The 22,852-nt window shown below is 38.2% G+C and carries 21 protein-coding genes and 3 pseudogenes; 17 read left to right on the top strand and 7 right to left on the bottom strand.

Annotation, left to right across the window (positions count from 1 at the left end; translation table 11 throughout):
- Positions 1–23 precede the first annotated feature (23 nt).
- Entirely contained in the window at positions 24–623 is a 600-nt protein-coding gene (locus B0X70_RS07900; protein ID WP_046394737.1) for a TetR/AcrR family transcriptional regulator, read from the bottom strand.
- Positions 624–1,783: 1,160 nt separating this feature from the next.
- Here B0X70_RS07900 and B0X70_RS07895 point away from each other — a divergent pair.
- Positions 1,784–2,194, top strand: a complete 411-nt coding sequence (locus B0X70_RS07895; RefSeq protein ID WP_036777902.1) for a hypothetical protein — start codon at positions 1,784–1,786, stop codon at positions 2,192–2,194.
- A gap of 251 nt (positions 2,195–2,445) precedes the next feature.
- Here the strand turns inward: B0X70_RS07895 and B0X70_RS07890 are convergent, their stop codons facing one another.
- Entirely contained in the window at positions 2,446–3,009 is a 564-nt protein-coding gene (locus B0X70_RS07890) for an LOG family protein (RefSeq protein WP_046394738.1), read from the bottom strand.
- A 431-nt stretch (positions 3,010–3,440) separates the two neighbouring features.
- Between B0X70_RS07890 and rhtA the strand changes: the two genes are divergently transcribed.
- From rhtA to B0X70_RS07875, 3 genes are all read left to right on the top strand, one after another.
- Complete coding sequence (gene rhtA, locus B0X70_RS07885) at positions 3,441–4,334, top strand: threonine/homoserine exporter RhtA (protein WP_046394739.1); 894 nt, start codon at positions 3,441–3,443, stop codon at positions 4,332–4,334.
- 278 nt (positions 4,335–4,612) lie between these two features.
- Positions 4,613–5,119, top strand: coding sequence for a DNA starvation/stationary phase protection protein Dps (dps, locus tag B0X70_RS07880; RefSeq protein ID WP_105396643.1), 507 nt, complete (start codon positions 4,613–4,615; stop codon positions 5,117–5,119).
- Between the two features lie 218 nt (positions 5,120–5,337).
- Positions 5,338–5,559, top strand: a complete 222-nt coding sequence (locus B0X70_RS07875; RefSeq protein ID WP_036777898.1) for an alkylphosphonate utilization protein — start codon at positions 5,338–5,340, stop codon at positions 5,557–5,559.
- A 161-nt stretch (positions 5,560–5,720) separates the two neighbouring features.
- Here the strand turns inward: B0X70_RS07875 and B0X70_RS07870 are convergent, their stop codons facing one another.
- Entirely contained in the window at positions 5,721–6,128 is a 408-nt protein-coding gene (locus B0X70_RS07870; protein ID WP_217471241.1) for a hypothetical protein, read from the bottom strand.
- A gap of 169 nt (positions 6,129–6,297) precedes the next feature.
- Here B0X70_RS07870 and B0X70_RS25930 point away from each other — a divergent pair, with 169 nt between their 5' ends.
- The 4 genes and pseudogenes from B0X70_RS25930 (at position 6,298) to B0X70_RS07855 (ending at position 8,941) form a co-directional block, all read left to right on the top strand.
- Positions 6,298–6,516 (top strand): type II toxin-antitoxin system RelE/ParE family toxin, encoded by a 219-nt coding sequence (locus B0X70_RS25930; protein ID WP_072165121.1) that lies wholly within the window; start codon positions 6,298–6,300, stop codon positions 6,514–6,516.
- A gap of 2 nt (positions 6,517–6,518) precedes the next feature.
- Positions 6,519–6,704 (top strand): annotated as a pseudogene (locus B0X70_RS07865) (helix-turn-helix domain-containing transcriptional regulator); the annotation flags it as partial.
- Between the two features lie 233 nt (positions 6,705–6,937).
- Positions 6,938–7,735 (top strand): annotated as a pseudogene (dkgB, locus tag B0X70_RS07860) (2,5-didehydrogluconate reductase DkgB).
- Between the two features lie 246 nt (positions 7,736–7,981).
- Positions 7,982–8,941: an alkene reductase gene (locus tag B0X70_RS07855; RefSeq protein WP_246593471.1), complete on the top strand. Its 960-nt coding sequence runs from the start codon at positions 7,982–7,984 to the stop codon at positions 8,939–8,941.
- Between the two features lie 22 nt (positions 8,942–8,963).
- Here the strand turns inward: B0X70_RS07855 and B0X70_RS07850 are convergent, their stop codons facing one another.
- Positions 8,964–10,133 carry an RNA-guided endonuclease InsQ/TnpB family protein gene (locus tag B0X70_RS07850; RefSeq protein ID WP_217471702.1) on the bottom strand — a complete coding sequence of 390 codons (1,170 nt, stop codon included), beginning with the start codon at positions 10,131–10,133 and terminating at the stop codon, positions 8,964–8,966.
- Here B0X70_RS07850 and B0X70_RS07845 point away from each other — a divergent pair.
- The gene (locus B0X70_RS07845; RefSeq protein ID WP_217471814.1) at positions 10,108–10,314 is read left to right on the top strand and encodes a hypothetical protein; all 207 of its coding nucleotides are present in this window, start codon (positions 10,108–10,110) and stop codon (positions 10,312–10,314) included. The two genes, B0X70_RS07850 and B0X70_RS07845, sit on opposite strands and share 26 nt — an antisense overlap.
- Positions 10,293–10,454, top strand: a pseudogene (locus B0X70_RS07840) (alkene reductase); the annotation flags it as partial. The gene B0X70_RS07845 and the pseudogene B0X70_RS07840, both read left to right, overlap by 22 nt.
- A 165-nt stretch (positions 10,455–10,619) precedes the next feature.
- Here the strand turns inward: B0X70_RS07840 and yafC are convergent.
- Positions 10,620–11,549: a DNA-binding transcriptional regulator YafC gene (gene yafC / locus B0X70_RS07835; protein ID WP_217471240.1), complete on the bottom strand. Its 930-nt coding sequence runs from the start codon at positions 11,547–11,549 to the stop codon at positions 10,620–10,622.
- Positions 11,546–13,696 carry an ATP-dependent DNA helicase DinG gene (gene dinG / locus B0X70_RS07830; protein WP_217471701.1) on the bottom strand — a complete coding sequence of 717 codons (2,151 nt, stop codon included), beginning with the start codon at positions 13,694–13,696 and terminating at the stop codon, positions 11,546–11,548. The genes yafC and dinG overlap by 4 nt, the downstream gene beginning before the upstream one ends.
- Before the next feature lie 164 nt (positions 13,697–13,860).
- Here dinG and B0X70_RS07825 point away from each other — a divergent pair, with 164 nt between their 5' ends.
- The 7 genes from B0X70_RS07825 (at position 13,861) to B0X70_RS07795 (ending at position 21,804) form a co-directional block, all read left to right on the top strand.
- A complete protein-coding gene (locus tag B0X70_RS07825) occupies positions 13,861–14,022 on the top strand; it encodes a hypothetical protein (RefSeq protein ID WP_162835243.1) in 162 nt (53 codons plus the stop codon).
- Positions 14,023–14,084: 62 nt separating this feature from the next.
- Positions 14,085–14,924, top strand: coding sequence for a 3-mercaptopyruvate sulfurtransferase (sseA, locus tag B0X70_RS07820; protein WP_105396853.1), 840 nt, complete (start codon positions 14,085–14,087; stop codon positions 14,922–14,924).
- Between the two features lie 323 nt (positions 14,925–15,247).
- Positions 15,248–16,372 (top strand): lipase family protein, encoded by a 1,125-nt coding sequence (locus tag B0X70_RS07815; RefSeq protein ID WP_217471239.1) that lies wholly within the window; start codon positions 15,248–15,250, stop codon positions 16,370–16,372.
- A gap of 480 nt (positions 16,373–16,852) precedes the next feature.
- On the top strand, positions 16,853–17,971 hold the full coding sequence (locus B0X70_RS07810; RefSeq protein ID WP_046397504.1) for a lipase family protein: 1,119 nt from the start codon (positions 16,853–16,855) through the stop codon (positions 17,969–17,971).
- Between the two features lie 379 nt (positions 17,972–18,350).
- Positions 18,351–19,427 (top strand): lipase family protein, encoded by a 1,077-nt coding sequence (locus B0X70_RS07805; protein ID WP_046397505.1) that lies wholly within the window; start codon positions 18,351–18,353, stop codon positions 19,425–19,427.
- Between the two features lie 459 nt (positions 19,428–19,886).
- Positions 19,887–20,999 carry a lipase family protein gene (locus B0X70_RS07800; RefSeq protein ID WP_046396822.1) on the top strand — a complete coding sequence of 371 codons (1,113 nt, stop codon included), beginning with the start codon at positions 19,887–19,889 and terminating at the stop codon, positions 20,997–20,999.
- 250 nt (positions 21,000–21,249) lie between these two features.
- Positions 21,250–21,804, top strand: coding sequence for a GNAT family N-acetyltransferase (locus B0X70_RS07795; protein WP_217471238.1), 555 nt, complete (start codon positions 21,250–21,252; stop codon positions 21,802–21,804).
- A 112-nt stretch (positions 21,805–21,916) separates the two neighbouring features.
- Here B0X70_RS07795 and dusC read toward each other — a convergent pair whose 3' ends face one another.
- Positions 21,917–22,849, bottom strand: a complete 933-nt coding sequence (dusC, locus tag B0X70_RS07790; protein ID WP_217471237.1) for a tRNA dihydrouridine(16) synthase DusC — start codon at positions 22,847–22,849, stop codon at positions 21,917–21,919.
- Positions 22,850–22,852: the final 3 nt, after the last annotated feature.

Here is a 22,852-nt window from a genome sequence, read left to right as displayed (position 1 = left end):
ACTTCCAACAGTGTTTTTATTCGCTATGCATTCAATAATCGCTTCGTGGTAGCCATAGCACTTTGTAACGGTGCGCTACTCTGGGTGATCTTCGCCATCAGGCTAGCCCCTAACCAAGTCTGATATAACGCTTCAGCCAGTGGAAAAGCTTCCTCAACAGCACAATCCAATCCACCCTCATGGACAATGCTTTCCACGACAGAGGCAAGGCGCATAACAATACTCTTTGTCCCATTCTCCAACACCAAGCGCATCGCTACAGATAGATCACTCACCTCAGCTCCGAGCTTAACCGCCAAACACTTTTGCCCACAAACAGTACCGTCTTCCAACGGCTCCAACCAACCTTGCCAGTACTGCATTAAGTTCTCTTTCGCTGTCCACTCCTTACGCGCCATGATGTTATCCATCCTTTCGAGATGGCACGTAAAGTAATCTTCAAGCATAGCGGCGCCAAATACCTCTTTCGACGCGAAATAATGGTAAAACGAGCCTTTCGGCACTTCTGCCGCCTTTAAAATTTCATTAAGTCCGACGGCTGAAAAGCCTTTACATCCAATAACTTGTTGAGCAATGTCTAGGATGTGCTGACGGATATCTTGGGGGTTTCTATTCGTTTGCATAGATACAACTTATACCGAATTAGACCAGTCGTCTACAATTTAAAACAAAAATTTTCAGTGGGCAAAAAAATTAGGAAATTCTCTGCTAACACCACTTGCTACCCGTTTCTTACTGATTTATAGCGTCACTCTAAAGCGCATGTTACACCGGCAACTTATCAATAGAATAATCCATCATTAAAAATAGACTGTTTTGATTTTTTACTTTTAATAAGATAGCAAGAAGCTTCCAATTGGTGCTCTGAATGACGCAATGACATCGTGATGTGATTTAATTTGATGCAGAATGTGCTCTCAAATCAAACACGAAGAAGAAAACAATAAAAATCAATAATACCACACTGCAAATAAACATATTAATGACCAATGACATTACACTTATAATAATTTCATTTTTTTATGATATTTTTATCAGGATGTAATAGTCCCTGTAGTGAATATAATATTAGATCATTATCCAAATCTCTGTTAATCAATAAATCAGAAAACTTATTAGCAATAAGAAAGACTTATAAAATGAGTGTACTTATTGCTGCTCAGAATAAACACAATCTGTCACTAAGTTATACTCATTCAATATTACAATACATTAACATCTCATCAATATAATGACGAATTAATGTTCAAAAATAATAAAATTATTATTAACTGGTCATAGACCTAGTGACCTATTTTTATTTGCCATTATGGTTGTTTTATATATTAGCTATTAAAAACATAGACATATTTTATCATTTACATCTACGTTTTTAGGTACAAAAATATAATTAACCGGTTGTTATTTTATAATAAAACACAAAGAGTAAAAAAATTGACTTTTATCTGAGAGAAAAGGTATCTTAAAAAACATCGAGGCAAAATAAAGCCTTTTATCTACACCATTTAATAGATAGTTTTTTTGATTTTAATATTTTAAAAGGATAAAAATTATTAAAAGCGATAATAAAATGGTGGTAACGATAAATAAAAACACCAAAATATAAAAAGATTGAAATTCAGGAAATATAAAGAAATGGAATTCTAATAAGAAGTAAAAATAAGCTATCAAATATAGCTAAGAAGGTTCTACCCCAAGTTATTTTATATAACCATAACAGGTTGAATTAAAATCTTGGAATTTATTAATTATACTTTTAAAATCAATCGCAAGAGGTAATACTATGTCAGAGATCGAAGCAATTTCCTTAAAAGCGCCAATCAGCGTTATCGCGAAAGTAACTAACAAATCACCATATAAACTTAAACTTATTCAGGATTCTATCCGTCTTGATCAAGGTGAGTGGACCACTCTTCCTCCTCAAGTAATTAATAGAAGCAATGACAATACTCCTGGAAAAGCGATTTGGAGAAGTGATTCAAACAGCCTGTTAGGTGGTGTTGCAGGGCGTTGTACCTATGTATTTGTAGATAGCAAAGGCGAAATCTATAGCATCTATATTACATGGAGCAATCCTTTGATTGGCAGCAGCAGCTACTCAATCTCAACCGATTATTTAGGTGATGATTTACACTTATCCTATACAGCGGATGGCGGTAACAATCCAATAGTAGAATATATGATTGTAAGCTAATATTTAACCATTAATATTAACAACCATTCCTGTGGCAAAATATTTAAATAAATATTTATGCAACAGGAATGGTTTATTTATTTCGAGAAGCAATATCTGTATCTCCATTTTGGATAATACAATTAACTCAACCTGATTAAAATAGTGATTTCTAGCCACTACATTTAATACTCTTATCAGCTCAAGTTTTATTTTCTGGTTCCTTATTGACAGTATTAAAATGATATCACTTTTTCATTATAAAATTGATTTTAATATGTTTTTATCGATGGCGCCCGATAAGTATCAAAACGATCGAGTAAGATGGCAGGATCTTGTTCAATTATTGCCATATGACGATATTTTTCATGCAAAAATTGTTCATCCGCCATTTTATTAATCATGGCAATGAGCGGATCATAAAAGTTATTAATATTAAGAATACCGCAAGGTTTTGTATGTAACCCAATCTGACTCCAGGTAAATACCTCGCTAAACTCTTCCAACGTACCAAAACCACCAGGTAAAGCAACAAAACCATCAGCTAATTCAATCATTTTGTTTTTACGCTGATGCATAGTTTCAACAACGTATAATTCAGTCAGCTTTTTATGTGATATTTCCCGTGCTTCCAATAATGTTGGAATAACACCAATCACTTTCCCGCCCTCTGCCAAAACCGTATTAGCAACAGTTCCCATAATACCTACACTGGCGCCACCATAAATAAGCGTAAGATTACGTTTAACCAATTCCTTTGCGAAGATAATGACATTTTCTTTATAGATTTCAGATACACCCAGACTTGAACCACAATAAACAGCAATACTTTTCATTATCTCAGCTCCTGTTGCTTTATCTCCACATGAAAATCAGGATTATACGTTAATATCACAATCATACAACTCACTTATAAAACTGATATCAAGCAAAACAAAATAAGAATGGCTTTTTCATATTCAATATATTAGCATTAATCATAACTTATGCTTAATTATTATGATATGAAATCAAACATCAATCAGATTGTAATAAATACCTTCATCACTTGTAATCCCTCAATTATCAACACATCAAAATAAAATATAGATTTATATCAGGATTATATTTCAATAATAAAATTTAATTTCACTATAACCATATAATATGGTCTAATAAATGAAAAATATTTCGTTAAAATTATATTCTCTAAACCTATTGAGTTATCTACGTTTCACTGCGAAGATTATCGGTCAGATCATTTGATTTTAATTGAGGTTTTGCCCGGATGTCTTCTTCCAAGCTCCAAAAGAGTGCCTTTCCATTAATACCTGTAATACTGTTACTGCTTGCCATGACATCAATTCAGAGCGGTGCTTCTCTTGCCAAAACGCTGTTTCCGGTCATCGGCGCACCGGGTGTTACCGCACTGCGCCTAGGTCTTGGAACTATCATTCTGTTTATTATTTTTAAACCCTGGCGTCTGCGTTTTAGCCGAAAATCCATCATGCCGCTGCTTACCTATGGTATTGCTCTTGGCGCGATGAATTATACATTCTATATGGCGCTGACAACTATTCCTTTAGGTATTGCCGTGGCCCTTGAGTTTACCGGCCCGCTGGCTGTAGCCATGTTCTCATCACGCCGACCAATAGATTTTCTCTGGGTGGCATTGGTTATCACCGGCTTAGCTTTCCTACTCCCTATTGGCAATAATAATATTGATAACTTAGATCCTATAGGGATCATTTATGCACTCAGCGCAGGTGTTTGCTGGGCGCTATATATTATTTTCGGCCAACGCGCCGGTGCAGGTCATGGAGCAGCAACAGTGTCTGTTGGTTCATTTATCGCTGCTATGATATTTTTCCCTGTCGGTTTGATACAAACAGGGCCAGAACTATTATTTGATGTGTCCATTCTCCCTCTGGCGCTGGCAATTGCGATTCTATCTACTGCATTCCCATATACACTGGAAATGATCGCTCTGACCCGTTTACCCGCACAGACATTTGGTACTCTGATGAGCCTTGAACCCGCACTGGGTGCGCTATCTGGTATTGTATTTTTGAACGAACATTTGACTATAACGCAATGGCTGGCACTATTCTGTATTATTTTTGCCTCCATCGGTTCTACGTCAACAATAAAAGGAAAACCTAAAATCACCGAAGTCGATTAATTATTTTCTTTAATCGAGATAAAATGGAAGCCGGAGTCATAACGTTATTCTCCGGTTTTTTTATAAATGAACTCATTCATGATTAAATTATTCACACAAATTCATCTTATAAATTATTATATTTTTCAATATTATCATAAGAATTCCATGGTAAATATTTTCCTATAAAAATTAACTATTGATTTAATAGGAACAAGCTATATGATTTAAGACTAATATTGAGTTACATTCGTCTCAGTCAATAAAAAACTCATTATTAATACCAAGGGAAAACTATTATGGATACTGCAAGATTAATCAAAACAGGGATATCCACACTACTTTATACTCGCAATGATATCGATGATGATATTAAACAGGAAACCATTGAAATTCTGAACCACACGGTTATCCAATTTATTGATCTTTCCCTGCTTACCAAACAAGCACATTGGAACATGCGTGGCAGAAATTTCATTTCCATCCATGAAATGCTGGATACCTTTCGTGCCACGATTACTGAACATACGGATATTTTTGCAGAAAGAGTCGTACAACTAGGTGGAACAGCTCTTGGCACCGTACAAGAAATTAGTAGACACACGATACTGAAAAGTTACCCAACAAATATCCATGACGTGCAAGACCATCTAAAAGCATTAGCCGACCGTTATGCTGTTGTCGCTAATGATATCCGCAAAGCGATGGATGAAGTTGAGGATGAAAACACCGCGGATATGTTAACCGCCGCCTCCCGTGATCTCGACAAATTCTTATGGTTTATTGAAGCAAGCGTTGAGCAATAAAATATAAAGAGCCGTCATATTAAGAGCTCTGAGACTTACAGGTCCCTGTTAACAACGGGGACCTGTTTACATTAACCTTTCATTACCCAAGACTCCGACACAGCAAAACATCATAAAATGCCCTCCATACGGATAAATTTCGCCATATTCTTTAAAAATCAGCACAAATTGTCTATAATCCACACTTATTTTCAGAAATAACTTGAGGAAATAATAAAATGGATAACGAAGTAAAAGACAGTAATGGCACCCTGCTTAATGATGGTGATTCTGTACAGATCATTAAGGATCTAAAAGTAAAGGGCACATCAGCAACGCTAAAACGCGGCACTTTAATTAAAAATATCCGTTTAACTCATCGTGACGATGAAATCGAATGTAACGCAGATAAAATCAGAGGGTTAGTATTGAAAACCTGTTTCCTGAAAAAAGTAGGATAAATCGCCTTTTCTATCGATCTTATTTACCGGATTAGCGATAAAAAAAGGGGGGGAGAAGGCTGCTCAAGGGCAACCTTGTTAAGCGGTGAGCGAAGCGAACTAACAGCCCCCCTTTCTTTATGTCTATGCTTATAACTATCGTTAAAACAATCTAATATCTTTTAATTTTTCTCAACGGAGAACAAAACCGTGCGATCTGTATCACCTTGTTTTATCTTTATAAAAATATTACCTTTACTCCAATACTCACCGCCATTTTTCATAAATCCTATATTTTCAATATAGTTTATTAACTCTATTTTACGATTCGGATTAACATTTGAAAATACAACCTCGTTAATCATTGGTTTTGTCCCATCAGGTGAATCGTAATAAATAATATAGTCACTTGAAATAAATGGCATTCCTTTAATTTCATCAAAAGTGAACATATTATATTTAATAAAGTCATTTTTCGTATATGACAAATTAATATTTACAAATAAAACAGGGGTAATTAAAACCACCCCCAAACAAATAAATATAATAAATATTTTTTTTATAAATTTATTCAATTTCAATGCCAACATCTCTTTTTACACCTATGTTATATCCAGTTTTATCGTTAATATGTATTAATACTTGACTTCCATCTATATCATTTATAGGTGATATAGTATTCAAAAATGCGGGTAAAGACGAATAATAAAGCCTAAGCTATATTGACAAAATTGTAGCTTTAAAGCTACAACATGCCACATGAATACGATTAAACATTACCCCATTTCCGATGAACGGGATTTACATATAGAGTTCCTGAAAGAGATTCGTGACCCGATAGCGAAATCAAAAATTTCGTCGCGGGTTAACCGGATGGTCACAGGAAATTTTGGTGATCATAAACCATGCAGAGAAGGTGTCTGGGAGCTTCATATAGACCTGGCTATTGCATGCCTGAAAGATTACTTAAAGAGGTGATTATGACCAAAGCACGTTTACATGATGATGCGATGGCGCAGCTTCTCCGCGAAGACCCTGAATTTGCGCAGTACTATCTGCATCAGGCTTTTGTTGATATGGATGAAGAAGGCGGGCAGGAAACGTTTCTAATAGCATTGCGCCACGTAGTAGAGGCGCATGGAGGAATGGCTCAGATTGCTGACAAAAAGCGCAAGAATATAAAAAACAATATATAGAGCTAAATTAAGCTTGAGAAAAATATCAAAAAACTAACTATGCCTCTTGTTAAATGAAGTTCCTGTAAATAATTTATTTAAATTAATTTAAGTTATATCTTTGTCATATCAGCAAAAGACTTCTGCGTTTATTGCTCTTTTTTATTGCAATTTATCTCATGATAATAAAACCTTTCTTAATTAAATATTAAATGAGGCTTATTATGTCTGTTCCTGCATTTGGATTAGGTACTTTTCGTTTGAAAGATGATGTTGTGATTACATCAGTAAAAAATGCTCTTGAATTGGGATATCGTGCAATTGATACAGCACAGATTTATGAGAATGAAGCAGCGGTAGGACAAGCCATAGAAGAAAGCGGTGTAGCCCGTGAAGATATCTATATCACGACAAAAATCTGGACAGAAAATTTGGGCAAGGAAAAATTGATACCGAGTCTTAAAGAGAGTATAGCTAAGCTGCGCACTGATTATGTTGACTTGACGTTAATTCATTGGCCATCCCCAAATAACGTTGTCAGTGTTGATGAAACAATGAATGCGTTACTGGCCGCCAAAAATATGGGATTGACACGAGAAATCGGCGTTTCAAACTTTACCATTGATCTAATGCAACAGGCTATCGATGCAGTAGGTGTTGAACACATCGCCACGAACCAGATTGAACTTTCTCCCTATCTACAAAACTGTCATGTGACAGCTTGGGCGAAAGATCATGGAATTCATATCACTTCCTATATGACCCTTGCTTATAGTAAAGCTCTTCAAGATGAGGTTATCGGACGCATAGCCACAAAACATCAGGCCACTCCTGCGTAGGTGATTTTGTCTTGGGCGATGACATTAGGTTATAGCGTGATCCCTTCTTCAACTAAACGCGAAAATTTACAAAGTAATCTGAGGGCTTCCATGCTTAGACTTGATGCAAACGATATGACGGCTATCGCCACACTTGACCGTAACGAACGCCTGGTTAGTCCAGAAGGGCTTGCCCCTCAATGAGATAATTAATTAATCCTGCTTATTAATAAACTCGATAATCTCTTAGCGTTGCAGGAGAATATTTGTTTATTTCAGCTCCTTCGGGAGCTGTTTACATATTTACTTAGATATAAAAAAACTCGAACATTTTTACATTTACAGCAAAAGTCTTTTGTACTAATAAGCCTTTTTAGAAAGAATTCGCGAAGCATAATATCTCCATATACACAAATTAAAATCAATGATTAATGAAGAGTGAGGAATATTATGCTGTTTGAACGCTATTCTCTGAATGGTTTGTCGTTATCTAATCGCATTGTTATGCCGCCAATGACACGTTCACGGGCCGGAACAGACGGTATAGCGACTGATTTGATGGCTGAATATTATGCACAACGTGCCAGTGCGGGACTAATTATCAGCGAAGGTACACAAATCAGCCAACAGGGACAAGGATATGCATGGACGCCAGGTATTTATAAGTCTGAGCAGGTGATAGGATGGAAAAAAGTAACAGATGCGGTACATATGGCAGGAGGCAAAATTTTTGCTCAATTATGGCATGTGGGACGAGTTTCACACACGATTCTACAACCTGATAATTCTGCGCCTGTTTCTCCCTCTGCCCTCCAAGCAAAAGGTGTAAAAGTTTTTCTGGATGTGGAAGGCCGTGGACCTGAACATGGTATCGGTGAAATGGTACAACACTCGCAGCCACGAGCACTGACACTTGATGAAATTCCAGATATCGTAAATGATTATGTTCAAGCGGCAAATAATGCTATTGCCGCCGGTTTTGATGGCGTAGAGCTTCATGCAGCGAATGGTTATCTTATTAATCAGTTTATTGATTCTCAGACTAACCTACGAGATGACGAATATGGTGGAACTTTACAAAATCGCTTACGTTTCTTGAGAGAAGTCGCTACATCAGTGGCTACCGCAATAGGGAAAGATAAGCTAGGTGTTCGCCTGGCGCCACTCACAACCCTGATGGGTTCAAAAGATGACACGCCCGAAGCAACTTATCTGGCTGCCGCGAGTGTGCTGAATAATATCGGGGTAGCTTATATTCATATTGCCGAAGCTGACTGGGAAGACGCTCCCGTCATGCCAGTCGCCTTCAAAGAAGCTTTTCGCATACTTTATCACGGCACGCTGATATATTCGGGAAAATACACTTTGGAACGCGCGGAAGAAGCGCTAAGTGACTGCTCCCCGCCGTAAAAACGGCGAGGCTTCCCACTTCTCAGGCCGCCACCGTCTTTATGACGGATTTACGCTGGCCTCCGTGGGCAGAGACGACGAGTCCCGCCGCCTGTAATTCTGTTATGCCCTTGCGCTCGATGTTGAGCGCCGCATTGATATCGCGGTCATGTTCGACTCGACAGAAAGGGCATTGCCAGAGCCGCTTACACAGCGGCATTTCCAGCATTTTGTAACCGCAGCAATGGCAGGTTTTCGAACTGGCGAACCACTGATCCAGTTTGACCAGATGGACGCCTGCCGCTGCGGCTTTGTATTCCAGTTTCTTGATGAAGCCATGCCAGCCCGCATCCCCGATAGCGCGGGCAAGGTGGTGATTCTTCATCATGTTGGCCGATTTCAGCGTCTCCACAATGATCGCTTGGTTTTCGTCAACCATTGAACGAGACAGTTTGTGTTGAAAATCGGCGCGGGCATTCGCTACCCGCTCATGTACGGCGGCAAGCCTCTGTCGTGCTTTACCGCGGTTGGCGCTGCCTTTTTGTTTCCGGGAGAGGGCCTTCTGTTTACGCCTCAGATTACGGCCGGCATTGATAAGATGACGGGGATTGGCCATCTTATCTCCGCTGGATTTGACAGCGTAGTGAGACAATCCCATATCCAAACCTGTCATCTGGGTTATCAAAGCGGGCTTCGCGGGCGCGGCCAGGCCGTCATCACAGAGTATCGAGGCGTAGTATTTACCGGTGGCTGAACAACTCAGCGTAATGCTTTTCACCTCTCCGGTCATTTCACGGTGCAGACGGGCTTCTATCGGCGATAATTTGGGTATTTTTATTGCCCCGTCCAACACCTTCACCCCGACACAATGATAGCTGGACTGCCTGCCATGCTTGCGTTTGAATGTCGGGAAGCGCGCTTTCAGCTTCGGATTAAAAAAGTGGGAAAACGCCATATCGAGGTTAATCACCGCCTGCTGCAAGGCGATGGAATCATACGCTTTGAGCCAGGCATACCGGCGGGATTTTTTCGCCACTGACAGTAAGGGTTTGAGGTCTTTACGCGGGCTGAGGTTCACCCCGTGGCGTTGATAAGCGTGCTTCTTGATGTGGAGCGCCTTGTTGTACGCGAAACGGACCGCACCGAACTGAGCATTGAGATAATCAGCCTGTTCGGGTGTCGGGTAAATGCGGACTTTGGTGGCTCTTAACATCATCAGCGCTCATCGGGATAGTTTATGTATTTTAACCGCTTTTTGGGGCCGTGTCCCCCCCGAGCTGCCAGTGAACGTGATGGTTAATAACCTGAAAGCCCTGCGGGCTTTTCGCCTTATATCACCGCCCGCATTGGGCGAGGGTTTACGGCGGATTTTGCTAAAGGCTGGGCGGATCTGATTGGATTTGGTCGCTCCTTTATTGCTAATCCAGATTTACCCTATCGTCTTGCCAATAGGCTAGAACTAAACCAGCCGATAAAAGAAAAATTTTTCGGTGGTAATGTGGAAGGGTATACCGATTATTTGGCTATAAGCTAATAGAAATCCCTCCCACTCTTTTAAAGAGTGGGAAAATTGTGATGAAATAATTCATTCTTACTGTCAAGGCGTCTAATTTTCTATTTCAAAAGAGAATATGTTATGACTGAAACAAACTCATTTAGCAATTTTCGGGGGAATTACTCTTTCCCGCAAATAGGATAACTAATTCTTCCCACTTTTTAATAAACTCGTTAAACCCCTTTGGGAACTGTTTACATATTCACTCAGAAAATCGATAAATGCTCTAATTCGGGTGCTTACAGCCTGATCACTGTAATATACAGCATTGAAAGGCATCCCGACGGGTAATCGTTTTTCAACCAGTAGTTCAACAAGTTCACCGCTGACAATCTCCTGATCAATCATATAATCAGACAGACACGCGATACCATTACCCGTTAAACATAGTTGTTTAAGGGTTTCACCACTGTTGGAAGAAAGTCCCACTGTTATTTCATGTAGTTGTCCGTCCTGACAAGCTATCGGCCAGGTATTAAGTGATACCGGTTCGGTAAAACCAAGACAAATATGATTTTCTAACTCATCGATACATTGCGGTATGCCATATTTTTTCAGATATTCAGGAGAGGCGACAATTTTTCGGTAGCTGGAAAAAAGTGGTCTGGCTCGAAGACTGGAGTCGGTTAAGTTGCCAGCACGAATGGCAATATCTACTTTGCGCTCAATCAAATTGATATAAGTTTCCGAAGAAATCAATGATAACGTTATTTCTGGATAGCGTTCGCGAAAAGGTTTAATTAATGGTATCAGTAAATGTAATACGACTGGTGTTGCAGCATCGATACGCAATAAACCACTTGGTACGTGTTTCGATTCCATAAGTTCAGTTTCAGCGGCGGCCATTTCTTGTAGAACATGCTGAACTCGGCGGAAATAACGCTGACCTTCTTCGGTTAGACTAAGCTGACGGGTTGTGCGATTGAGCAGACTCACACCTAGTTTCTTTTCAAGTTTTTTTATAGAACGGCTCACGGCGGAATTTGCTAATTGCAGATGTTCCGCCGCACGACTAAAACTCCCGCTTTCCACGACTGACACGAAAATTGTTAACTCTTCTGAATTTGCCTTCATAATTGCCTTTCTTGTAAAAGAGTATTCATGTTCCCAATTTCCGCCTCTGAAAGAACTTCCGGCTGCTCAATGGGGAAAACGGGCAAAGCCTGCAATAATCTTGGGCCATACCTTTTGCTCAGTAAGCGCCTGTCATAAATCACCACATCACCATAGCATTCATGACTACGGATAAGTCTCCCGACTTGCTGAATAAGGCTAAAAGAAGCACTTGGTAAACTCTGCACTTCAAAAGGATAACGTTTAAGTGATTTCAACCATTCGCTTTCAGTGATAATGACCGGATTATTCACTGGCGGAAATGAGATTTTTTGAATGTGAACTTGGGATAGATAATCCCCCTTTAAATCCAAACCTTCCGCAAAAGATTGCAATCCAATCAGCACACTACATTGTCCCTCATTGATACGCTGACAATGTGTTTCCACTAACCGATAACGTGGCTGATCACCCTGCACAAGTAACATCAGGCGTAAGTCTGTCACATAAGAGAGAAAGATATCCATCGCCCTCTGACTGCTGAACAAAATCAACATACCTTTATGTTGCTGCCTCAACAATTGAGTCCTAAAATAACACGCCATCTCTTGCAAATGAGCGGCTTCATTGTGAAGTGTCGGCTCCAATGACATTTTGGGAATAACCAGTTTGCCCTGCCGTATATGATCAAAAGGTGATGACAATGCGACAAAACGGTCGCCTGCTTTTTCAGTTAACCCGGTCAACTCCTGAATACGAGAAAAACTATTCAGAGAACGAAGCGTCGCCGATGTCACGACGACATGAGGAATACTGCGCCAAAGCAGTTGATTAAGCTGTTCGCTGACTCTGATGCCGGCACAATGGAAATAGAGATGTGACTGATTTCTTTCATCACGGCGTCTCAGCCATTTTGATATCGGCGCACTGGATGACTCTTCCAACGCCGCCAAACGCCACAGCTTAGCCATATTTTCAAAATATCCAAGCGCACGGCTGGTATGCAAAATAGAACGATGCAATCTGACAATATCCTGCTTAGCCGTCCGGTCAGTTAAATCATTCAGTATCGCTTCTGTTAATCCCCGTAAACCATCGGTCAATTTAAATAACTGCTGACAACAAAGCAGCAAATTATCCGGCAATTTACCCATCTCAAACAGATACTCATCGACTTCATTCTTTTCAGGTAAAAGCGCCTGAGTGATAGTGGCAAGCTCTCTAAAGCATTCCCGTAGTTTTTCACAGTGTTCATTCAGGCGACTAGCATTAGCTAAACGTGGTGGCTTTGCCGGATGGAATTGCACCAGATATTGCTCAACATGACGAACAAAAGTATCTAATTGACCATTAAGTTGAAACAGGGTGATTTCCCCCTCAACTTCCAAAGAATCCCTGGCGACATCAGGTATATGGTGTCCTTCGTCGAGGACCAATAGTAAATTTTTAGCATCAGGCAGTACTGACTCACTTTCCAATGCCGCCATCACTAACGCATGGTTAGCCACCACCACATCGACATTTTCGATCTCACGGCGAGCAATAAAAAATGGGCAACGATGATAATACTGACAGTTACGCCCCAGACAATTTGCTTTATCCGTGCTCACTTTCCCCCACAAAGCATCGGACAAAGCCAGTTTATGGTGATCACGCAATCCATCCCAAGAAAAGGTTGTGTAATCACTACGCAACCGACGACACAATTCCCTCTCTTCACTATTAGCAAGTTCTGTTTTGTCCTCAACCAAAAACATAAGATCAATCTGTTCGCTATCGGTTGCACAGATAGCTTCAAGATTGCGTGGACAGACATAACGACCGCGACCAAAAGCACCGGTAAATTTCAGATCAGGAATAATTTTGCGCAACAGTGGCAGGTCTTTACTGTAAATCTGATCTTGTAAAGCGACATTCGCCGTACTTACAACCAATGGCTTACTTTCCGCTCTACTGATTGCAATGCCAGGTATCAGGTAAGAGAGGGTTTTACCAATGCCTGTTGGCGCCTCAATAACCAAATGACGACCTTCCTGATCCGCCAGCGTTTTTGCAACTTCGGCAATCATCTGTCGCTGCGGAGCACGAGAAATAAAACCATCAATATGTTGAGGTAATGCTTTATACCACTGGCTTATCTGATTTTTTATTGAATTGGAAAGCGCCATTGAATTCTCTGACATACAACCGGAGTGCTATTGTCCCACAGAGAAGAAATGAAATCAGCTTCATGTCGAGGCGACAATCAACTCGTTTGTTAAATTGGCTAGCACCTTGCCAGCTATTCAGAACGCTATATACTTTCTACTTTCTACAACACCTGAGAACAATAATGAAAAAGCTCCTTATCATTTTCATCGCTATCTTTGCATTTGGTTCAATTGGCGGCGTATTCTTAGCGGGCCTTAATATGTATACCCGCTCAACCACACCGATAGAATCACTAACCAATCAACAGCAAGAGACCGCTACAGCACCGATACAACAACAATAACGGGCTGTAACACTTATTTTATCCTTGTATCTAATTCATCTTCGTGTCAAGTGAGGGACCCCATGAATAACGCATACTTTGTCACTCCACAATGGTTAAAAGATCATCTTGATGATGAGAACATTGTCATCCTTGATGCAACCGCCCCACCGCCACCTCAACAAATTGATTGCCATAAACTTTGGCTGGATACCCATATTCCCAGCGCCCAATTTTTTGATTTAGACAAAGTTGCCAATCATCAAAGTGGATTGCCTCATATGCTGCCCGATCCACAAACTTTTAGTCAGGCGGTTGGTGCAATGGGCATTAGTGAAAATCATCTCGTCGTGATTTATGACCAAGGCAATATGTTCTCTGCCCCTCGCGCGTGGTGGACATTTAAGATCTTCGGTAGCCGTAACGTCCGTATTCTCGATGGCGGTTTACAAGGTTGGCAACAGGCAGGATTGCCAACAGAATCAGGTGAAGTGAAACGCAATCCCCAAATCTTTAGTGTCGATTTCAATGCCGACAAAGTGAAATCGCTGGAACACATTCTGGATTCGCTCAATGATCAACAGACCCAAATTGTCGATGCCAGAGCAATGGACCGTTTTCAAGCCAAAGCGCCAGAACCGCGCCCCGGCTTAAAAATGGGTCGTATTCCCGGTAGTAAAAACGTTCCGTGGACCATGTTAGTAGAAAATGGTCATTTTAAATCAGCAAATGAAATAACAGATATTTTCCATCAGCAAGATGTCGATTTAACCAAATCTATTATCGCCAGTTGTGGATCGGGTATGACCGCTGCCGTTTTGATTCTGGGTTTAGATATCATCGGTAAAAAAGATGTTTATTTATATGATGGCTCATGGGCTGAATGGGGAGCAGACAATAACACCCTGCCACTTGAAAAATAATTAAATACCATAGGGCATATCCACTCTATGCCCTTTAATTATTTAGCATAAACAAATAGATATATTCTTCAACCGTCAAATAACACCCAATCAAATAATTTTCGTATCATTATATTTCAAAACCCCATTTATTAATTTCATTCCTCACCCTCAGTTAATATTATTTTTTATAAATCATAGTTACATTAAATAATAAAATAAATATATTTATAAATTTAAATATTATTATTATCAAATTAAAATTCGACTCTATTTTTTATTTAAAAATAAGATTAAGATACTATTCCATACCAACATTTATATCATAAAAATGGAGAGTAAAAATGACTATTTCTCTTAAAGATCAAAGAACAAATCTCGCGCTCAGCTTTATCAGCGGTGCAGGAAGTATAATAACCGAAAAACCAGAACCGACTATGGTTGCGGAAAACATTCAAACATCATTGGAAAAGAGCAAAGTAACCGCCAATAGATTCTCTGTTATTTGGGGACCTGCTGTTTTCCGTGTTGATAATGGAAAAAACAGTAAAGATAATAAGGACGACCACGTTTTATTTCTTGTAAAAAATCGCAAAATTCCCCATGATTATCGCATCGTTATCCGTGGCTCATGGTCCGATGTTAACTGGCAGGTTGAAAACTTTGCTGTACACGAAACCGTAAATTGGTCACTTTGGGATCAAAATATCCCGGAAGAGTTTAAAGACGCTAAAATCTCCTATGGAACCCACATAGCATTAGACTATATTGTTAATCAAGTAAAAAGTAACAATATTCCTGGTTATGGAGAATCACTCATTGAAGCAATTAATAAAATTGCTGCGGAAAAAGGTATTCATAATATTACCATCACCGGCCACAGTTTGGGTGGTATTCTCGCCTCTACCCTTGGATTATATTTAAAACGCTTATACCTTAATAAAGGGAACAACAACATCCGTATTCATGTTTGCTCTTTTGCCAACCCAAATACCGGTAATGATGTTTTTGCCTCTTACATTAAATATGTTTTTAACCACACGTCAGCAACCAGCTATAAGAGCCATTTCTTAAGGGTCCATAATCAAAAAGATGTTATTTCCCTCATCTGGAATTTGGACGGATTAGAAAAGATTCCAACTATCTATGAACCATTAATTAAATTAGATGAAAAATTAATTGACAGATTTAAAAAGATTGTTCTGCTTGTGAAAGATAAGGGTTACACCAAACTCACGCCAGATTTATATTTTACGGCACCTATTTTAAAATTAGATCTCAATAAGCAAGTTGTTTTTCAACATATTAAAGCCTATGCCAACCAATATGGCATGAATTTAGTGGAGGTTAATGACGGTACTCAACCCCCTATTGATGATATTGTGGTTATTAATAGTAATCTATCTCAAGATATCGTCGCTTATTTCTTACTTATACCTCTGCCTGATGGTAATATTAATGTAGAATAAATTGATTATGCTTTATCTATATTTTATATAAAGTTAATGGAGCCTTATTACAAAGGCTCCATTAAACAACAGCGACTTAAATATAATAATAAAATCACTTCCCTCTACATATCATTAGAATATCACTGATTTATAATCATTCCCAATGAAATTATTCACAAAGACAATCTCAAAGTTATTTATATATTACCACCATCAAGTAATAAATATAATTCTAAAAAATAGCAATAATATTTACATGTAATTATTCAATATATAATCTTGATCATTTACTTTTAATTTCAAAATAAATAATTTATATTTTTGTCAAATGAAACAATATCAAAAAACCCATGTAATTATTTGACAGATTTAAAAGTTATTATTAACTTTAAGTTTAATTCTGTTTTTGTCTAAATGGAAGAAAAAAAGAATTAAATCTCGATATTTAAACCTACACCTCGCATTAATACTTATTACATGAAAAAATAGGGAGTAAAAATGACTATTTCTCGTGAAGATCAAAAAATAAATCTCGCGCTCAGCCTCGTTATTAACTCTGGAGGTATAAAAACTAGCAAACCAGAACCGGGCATTGTTTCGGAAAATATCCACAGATCATTGGAAAACAGTAAAGCAACAGCAAATAAATTCACTATCATCTGGGGACCCGCGGTGTTCCGCGTTGATGACGTTGGTGGGAAAAAAAGCGTTATAGATAAAAAGGATGATCATGTTCTATTCATTGCACAAAATCGCCATGACCCAAATGACTATCGCGTGGTTATTCGGGGATCATGGTCCGATATTAACTGGCTCAATGAAGATATTATTGTCTGTAAGACTCAAGATTGGGCACGATGGGATTCAAGATCACCTGAAAATGCCAAGATAGCCTATGGCACTGACATGGCATTAGGCTATGTTCTTAATCAATTGAAAAGCAACAATCCTCCAGGTTATGGAGAATCACTCACTGATGCCATTGATAAAATTGCCCTGAAAGAAGGGATACAAAATATTACTATCACAGGACACAGTTTAGGAGGCGTACTATCTTCTACCATTGGTTTATATCTAAAGAGACGGTATCTTGATAAAAGAAGCAACAATATTCGAATTAATGTTTGTGCTTTTGCAGGCCCAACTGCTGGTAACGATGTTTTTGCTTCTTACTCTGAATCTGTTCTTAATGAAATATCAACTGTTGGTTACAAAAGTGATTTTCTGAGAATTCATAATAGTACAGATGTCGTTCCCTTAGCCTGGAATATAAATGATTTGGAGAAAGTTAAAGCTATCTATCCAGTATTAAGTGTAACAATTGATGCTCTTATCGTTTCTGTCCTTGATAAGAATTACACGCAAATTTCCCCAGATCTCCCTATTAATTCACAGATTCCAATATTACCAATAGCATCGTTTGACGATTTACTGGTTAATATTGGCAATCAACATGTTCGTGCCTATACCAAAGAGTATGGCATGAGTTTCATCACCATTGATGATAGTTCAAATATACCGACTGATTACGATATTGTTGTCGTTAATGATAGCCTATCCGAAAGTATCATTGATCTCTTCAAATTTTTAACCAAGGATAGAGTCAGTACTACATAACTTTATCCCATCATGTAAAATATAAGTGGAGCCTTTATTAAAGGTTCCATTCATTGCAATAAATGACTTTCCATAAGCGACATTATACACAAAGTAACTTCATATAATCTTTCAAAGATGTAATGATATTTTCATGGAATTATTTGGCACATCACTTTTATCACCTATCTTTAATTTCGTAATAAATAATTTACATATCGCCAAATAAAATAACATTAAAAAATCCTTTGCACACATTTGACAAATTTAAAATTCATTATTAACTTTAAAATTAACTATATTTTCATTTAAACGGAAGATTAAAAAATTTAAACCTTGATGTTTTAGTCCAAACATCAGATCAATATTTATCATATGGAAGAAATAGACGGGGGTAAAAATGACGATATCTCTTGAAGAGCAAAAATTAAATCTCGCGTTAAGTCTTATTATCAATTCTGGAGAAATTTCTGACAAACCAGACAAAATAAACATCATTGAGTCTGATATTAATAAATCACTTAAGAGCAGTAAGACAACGGCAGATAAATTCTCTATCGTTTGGGGACCGGCAGTGTTCCATATTGATGAAAAATACCATGATAAAAAATATGATCACGTTGTAATGATTGTGAAAAATACCGACAATCCAAGTGATTATCGCCTTGTTATTCGAGGAACCTGGTCCCAGATTAATGCGATTGATGAAGATCTTCTTGTAGCTACAACTGTAGACTGGTCAAATTGGGATACAAATATCCCTCAAGAGTTTAAAGACGCAAAGATCTCCTATGGAACAGACTTAGCATTAAAGCCTCTTATTAATGGCAAGCCTATTAATAAGGATTACGTATCACTAATCGATGAAATTGATAGAATTACCACAGAAGAAGGAAAAGATAAGATACTGAATATTACCGTCACGGGACACAGTTTGGGCGGTTTACTCGCTTCTACTATTGGTTTATATCTTAAAAGGCGCTACATCAGCAACAACAATATACGCATTCACGTTTGCTCCTTTGCAGGCCCCACTGCCGGCAATGATATTTTCGCATCCTATTCTGACGCTTTTTTCAAAGGAACATTAAGCCCTAACTCTTATGAAAGTCATTTTCTGAGAATTCATAACAATCATGATATCGTTCCCTTGGCATGGGCTATCGAAGATTTAAAGAAAATTAAGGCTATCTATCCACATATAGCAATCGAAGTATTGGTTGATGCCGCTATTTTTTTTGTCCTCGATAAAAATTACACCCAGATCTTTCCAGATTACTCTTTTACTACAAAGATTCCAGACTCCATTCACGGCTTATTTAATAAGATAGGTTATCAACATATCGATGCATATCCCGAAGGCTATGGCATGAGTTTCATTCGAATCGAGAATGGTCCAGAGATACCGACTAGTTACGATATTGTTGTGGTTAATGATAGTCTATCCGAAAGGATTATTGATCTCTTCAAGTTTTAAACCAAGGATAAAATCGATATTACATAAATTTATCTTATTACGTATATATTTGATTTAATATAAATGGAACCTTTATTAAAGGTTCCATTCATTGCAATAAGTTATTTTTTCTACCTATCATTAATCACAGCAATTCACTATCACTCACTTTTTCAGACACCAATTAAATTATTTCTACAGAGAATACATAGCTACACCCTTCACGTTATCATTCCCGATAGTTAATATAATCTTACAAAATCATAGCATAATTTTTATCGATTATTTTAAAGTTCATAATAGATAATTTATTTTGTTAAATAAAATAACTTTAAAAAATTATATACTCTCCTTTAACAGATTTAAAGATTATTATTAACTTTGACTCTGTTATTTAAATAAAAACCCAAAGTATTGATCATTGATGTTTAAGCTAACACATCAGATCAACATTCATTATATTAAAAATTGGAAATAAAAATGACAATTTCTCTTGAAGATCAAAAAATAAATCTCGCGTTAGGCTTTATTATTAACTCAGGGAGTATAATAACGAATCAACCAGAACCGGCTATCGTTTCAGAAAATATTAAAAAGTCATTAGCAAGTAGTAAAGCGACAGCAAACAGATTCTCTATCGTTTGGGGTCCTGCTGTTTTTCGTGTCGGTAGTGTTGATGTTAATAAGAAAAAGAGCGTTTCAGATAAAAAAGATGATCACGTTTTATTTATTGTAAAAGATCTCAACAATCCAAACGATTATCGAATTGTTATTCGCGGATCATGGTCTGCTGTTAACTGGTTTGATGAGAATTTCAATGTAGGAACAACTGAAAACTGGTCAATTTGGGATTCAAAAGCCCCCAAAGAGGCTAAAATTTCAAAAGGAACCCATATAACTTTAGACTATACTGTCAACCAAATAAAGAGCAATAACCCTCCTGGTTATGGAGAATCACTGGTTGAAGCAATTGATAAAATTGCTCTGGAAGAAGGCGTACATAATATTACTCTTACAGGGCACAGTTTAGGCGGTGTAATGGCCTCTACACTTGGTCTGTACTTAAAGAGACGTTATATTGATAAAGGAAACAATAATATTCGTATTCATGTTTCCTCCTTTGCTGCCCCAACTGCCGGTAACGATGTTTTTGCAGCCTATAGTGAATCTGTTTTTAATGGAACATTACTCTCTAGCTATAAAAGTCATTTCCTCCGGGTCCACAATCGCAAAGATATTGTCACCCTAGCCTGGAGTGTAAAAGGATTAGAAGAAATTAAGGTTCTCTATCCAATATCCACTTTAATCGTTAACGGTTTTATCTCCGTCGTGAAGGATAAGAATTACACTCAACTTACGCCAGATTTAGCTTTTACTGCACCTGATTTAAAACCTTCTCAAGGTTTAATTGAAAAACTAGTATCCCAACACATTGATGCTTATGCTAAAGAGTATGGCATGAGTTTTACTGTAGTTAATGATCGTTCTAATCCCCCGACCAATTACGATATTGTTGTGATTAACGATGGTCAATCTCGCAATATTAAAAACTTTTTATCATCTATTATTCAAGATGAAGGTAATATCTGTTAATTTCACCATATTGAGCCATTTTATAACTTAACCAAAATGGAACCTTGATTAAAGGTTCCATTCTTTTCCCAACGTGCCCAGATCATTCATAGTAACCATTATCACATCAATTAAAATTTCTTTGACAAAAATATCACATAATGGTAATTAAATTCATTATCATCTAACAAGACAGGAGGAATCATTAATATTTCAATTAACACCTTTTGCTACTTTTTTATAAGACAGAACATTACAAAGGGAAACTAAAATGGAACAAAAAAAACTAGAAACCAAAAGATTAATATTATCTCCTTTAAAAAGTAAGGCTCATATACAAATTCAAAACATCTTTCCTCAATGGGAAATTGTTCGTTATCTTACAGCAAACACCCCGTGGCCCTACCCAGATAATGGCGCCCTGGAATATATAAATAATATTGCGCTACCATCAATGGCAGAAGGAAATGCATGGTTTTGGACTATCAGAAAGAAGGATGAGCCATCTATAATAATAGGAATGATATCGCTATATGAGCAAGAAAATAATAATAGAGGTTTCTGGCTAGATCCACAATGGCATGGAAACGGATTTATGACCGAAGCAGTCCAAGTAGTTACTGATTTTTGGTTTAATACCCTAAATCGCCAAGTCCTCAGAGCGCCTAAATCCAGTGACAATATTGCCTCAAAGAAAATATCAATTAAAAGTGGTATGCGGTTAATAAGACTAGAGAATAAAGATTTTGTTAGTGGAAGAATGCTCTCGGAGACATGGGAAATAACTCGCGATGAGTGGAATAACAATAATTCTCAAAAAGAGTAACTGCCTTACATATTCATGGGCGTGCTTTTGCCTAAGCACTGCCCAAGTTCATTTTTCATAACAAAGAAGAGCAAAATAAATGGAAACGTTTTAAGTTGCTCTTAATCATCTGTCACACCAAGGAGATCACATGCGCTATATCAACAGACGTTTTTAACTTTCTTATCTCTTCAAACAGCGTTGTTGCCTCTTCATATTCTTTGCGCAAATAACCAAGCCACTGTTTAATCCGGGCAACATGATATTGCCCGGTATCACCCTGCTTTTCCAACCGGATATATTTTTGCAGTAGTTGAACAACATCCTGCCAGCACATTTTTGGCTCGTTATATTTCACCACTCGGCTCAAATTAGGAACATGAAGCGCCCCTCGCCCAATCATGACAGCATCGCAGCCTGTCACACTCAGGCAATCCTGCGCACTTTGCCAATCCCAAATTTCACCATTAGCGATAACCGGAATGGCAAGACGTTGGCGAATTTCACCAATCGCTTGCCAGTTAATACGCTCCGCTTGATAACCATCCTCTTTAGTTCGCCCATGAACCGTAATTTCCGTCGCGCCCGCCTGTTGTACCGCATCAGCAATTTCGAATTGCCGATCACCACTATCCCAACCCAAACGAACCTTAACCGTCACAGGCAAATGAGCAGGTACCGCTTCACGTATCGCTTTTGCCCCCTGATAAATCAGTTCAGGATCTTTTAGCAACGTTGCCCCGCCACCGCTACCATTGACCGTTTTTGACGGGCAACCGCAATTTAAATCAACTCCATAGGACCCTAATTCAATCGCTCGTGCCGCATTTTCCGCTAGCCATTGTGGGTATTGCCCCAAGAGCTGAATCCGCACCAATGTGCCGGATGGCGTCCGGCTTTGGTTACGTAATTCAGGGCAAAGCCGATAAAAAGATTTTACTGGCAATAGGCTATCGACAACCCGTAAAAATTCCGTAATGCACAGATCATACTCGTTAATCTCACTCAGAAGTTCCCTGACCAAAGAGTCCAGCACACCTTCCATCGGCGCCAGTAAAACCCGCATTAA

Source organism: Photorhabdus akhurstii, assembly GCF_019090985.1.
Taxonomy (GTDB): Bacteria; Pseudomonadota; Gammaproteobacteria; order Enterobacterales; family Enterobacteriaceae; genus Photorhabdus; species Photorhabdus akhurstii.
This window is presented reverse-complemented; position numbering and strand designations above follow the sequence as displayed.

Coding starts and splice junctions, on each gene's coding strand:
- B0X70_RS07875 (WP_036777898.1), top strand. CDS start 5,338: ATGGATAACGAAGTAAAAGACAGTAATGGCACCCTGCTTAATGATGGT.
- dps (WP_105396643.1), top strand. CDS start 4,613: ATGGATACTGCAAGATTAATCAAAACAGGGATATCCACACTACTTTAT.
- B0X70_RS07890 (WP_046394738.1), bottom strand. CDS start 3,009: ATGAAAAGTATTGCTGTTTATTGTGGTTCAAGTCTGGGTGTATCTGAA.
- B0X70_RS07900 (WP_046394737.1), bottom strand. CDS start 623: ATGCAAACGAATAGAAACCCCCAAGATATCCGTCAGCACATCCTAGAC.
- B0X70_RS07800 (WP_046396822.1), top strand. CDS start 19,887: ATGACAATTTCTCTTGAAGATCAAAAAATAAATCTCGCGTTAGGCTTT.
- B0X70_RS07850 (WP_217471702.1), bottom strand. CDS start 10,133: ATGTTAAGAGCCACCAAAGTCCGCATTTACCCGACACCCGAACAGGCT.
- sseA (WP_105396853.1), top strand. CDS start 14,085: ATGAATAACGCATACTTTGTCACTCCACAATGGTTAAAAGATCATCTT.
- B0X70_RS07805 (WP_046397505.1), top strand. CDS start 18,351: ATGACGATATCTCTTGAAGAGCAAAAATTAAATCTCGCGTTAAGTCTT.
- B0X70_RS07845 (WP_217471814.1), top strand. CDS start 10,108: ATGCGGACTTTGGTGGCTCTTAACATCATCAGCGCTCATCGGGATAGT.
- B0X70_RS07870 (WP_217471241.1), bottom strand. CDS start 6,128: ATGTTGGCATTGAAATTGAATAAATTTATAAAAAAAATATTTATTATA.
- B0X70_RS07795 (WP_217471238.1), top strand. CDS start 21,250: ATGGAACAAAAAAAACTAGAAACCAAAAGATTAATATTATCTCCTTTA.
- dinG (WP_217471701.1), bottom strand. CDS start 13,696: ATGGCGCTTTCCAATTCAATAAAAAATCAGATAAGCCAGTGGTATAAA.
- rhtA (WP_046394739.1), top strand. CDS start 3,441: ATGTCTTCTTCCAAGCTCCAAAAGAGTGCCTTTCCATTAATACCTGTA.
- yafC (WP_217471240.1), bottom strand. CDS start 11,549: ATGAAGGCAAATTCAGAAGAGTTAACAATTTTCGTGTCAGTCGTGGAA.
- B0X70_RS07810 (WP_046397504.1), top strand. CDS start 16,853: ATGACTATTTCTCGTGAAGATCAAAAAATAAATCTCGCGCTCAGCCTC.
- B0X70_RS07825 (WP_162835243.1), top strand. CDS start 13,861: ATGAAAAAGCTCCTTATCATTTTCATCGCTATCTTTGCATTTGGTTCA.
- B0X70_RS25930 (WP_072165121.1), top strand. CDS start 6,298: ATGAATACGATTAAACATTACCCCATTTCCGATGAACGGGATTTACAT.
- dusC (WP_217471237.1), bottom strand. CDS start 22,849: ATGCGGGTTTTACTGGCGCCGATGGAAGGTGTGCTGGACTCTTTGGTC.
- B0X70_RS07855 (WP_246593471.1), top strand. CDS start 7,982: ATGCTGTTTGAACGCTATTCTCTGAATGGTTTGTCGTTATCTAATCGC.
- B0X70_RS07895 (WP_036777902.1), top strand. CDS start 1,784: ATGTCAGAGATCGAAGCAATTTCCTTAAAAGCGCCAATCAGCGTTATC.
- B0X70_RS07815 (WP_217471239.1), top strand. CDS start 15,248: ATGACTATTTCTCTTAAAGATCAAAGAACAAATCTCGCGCTCAGCTTT.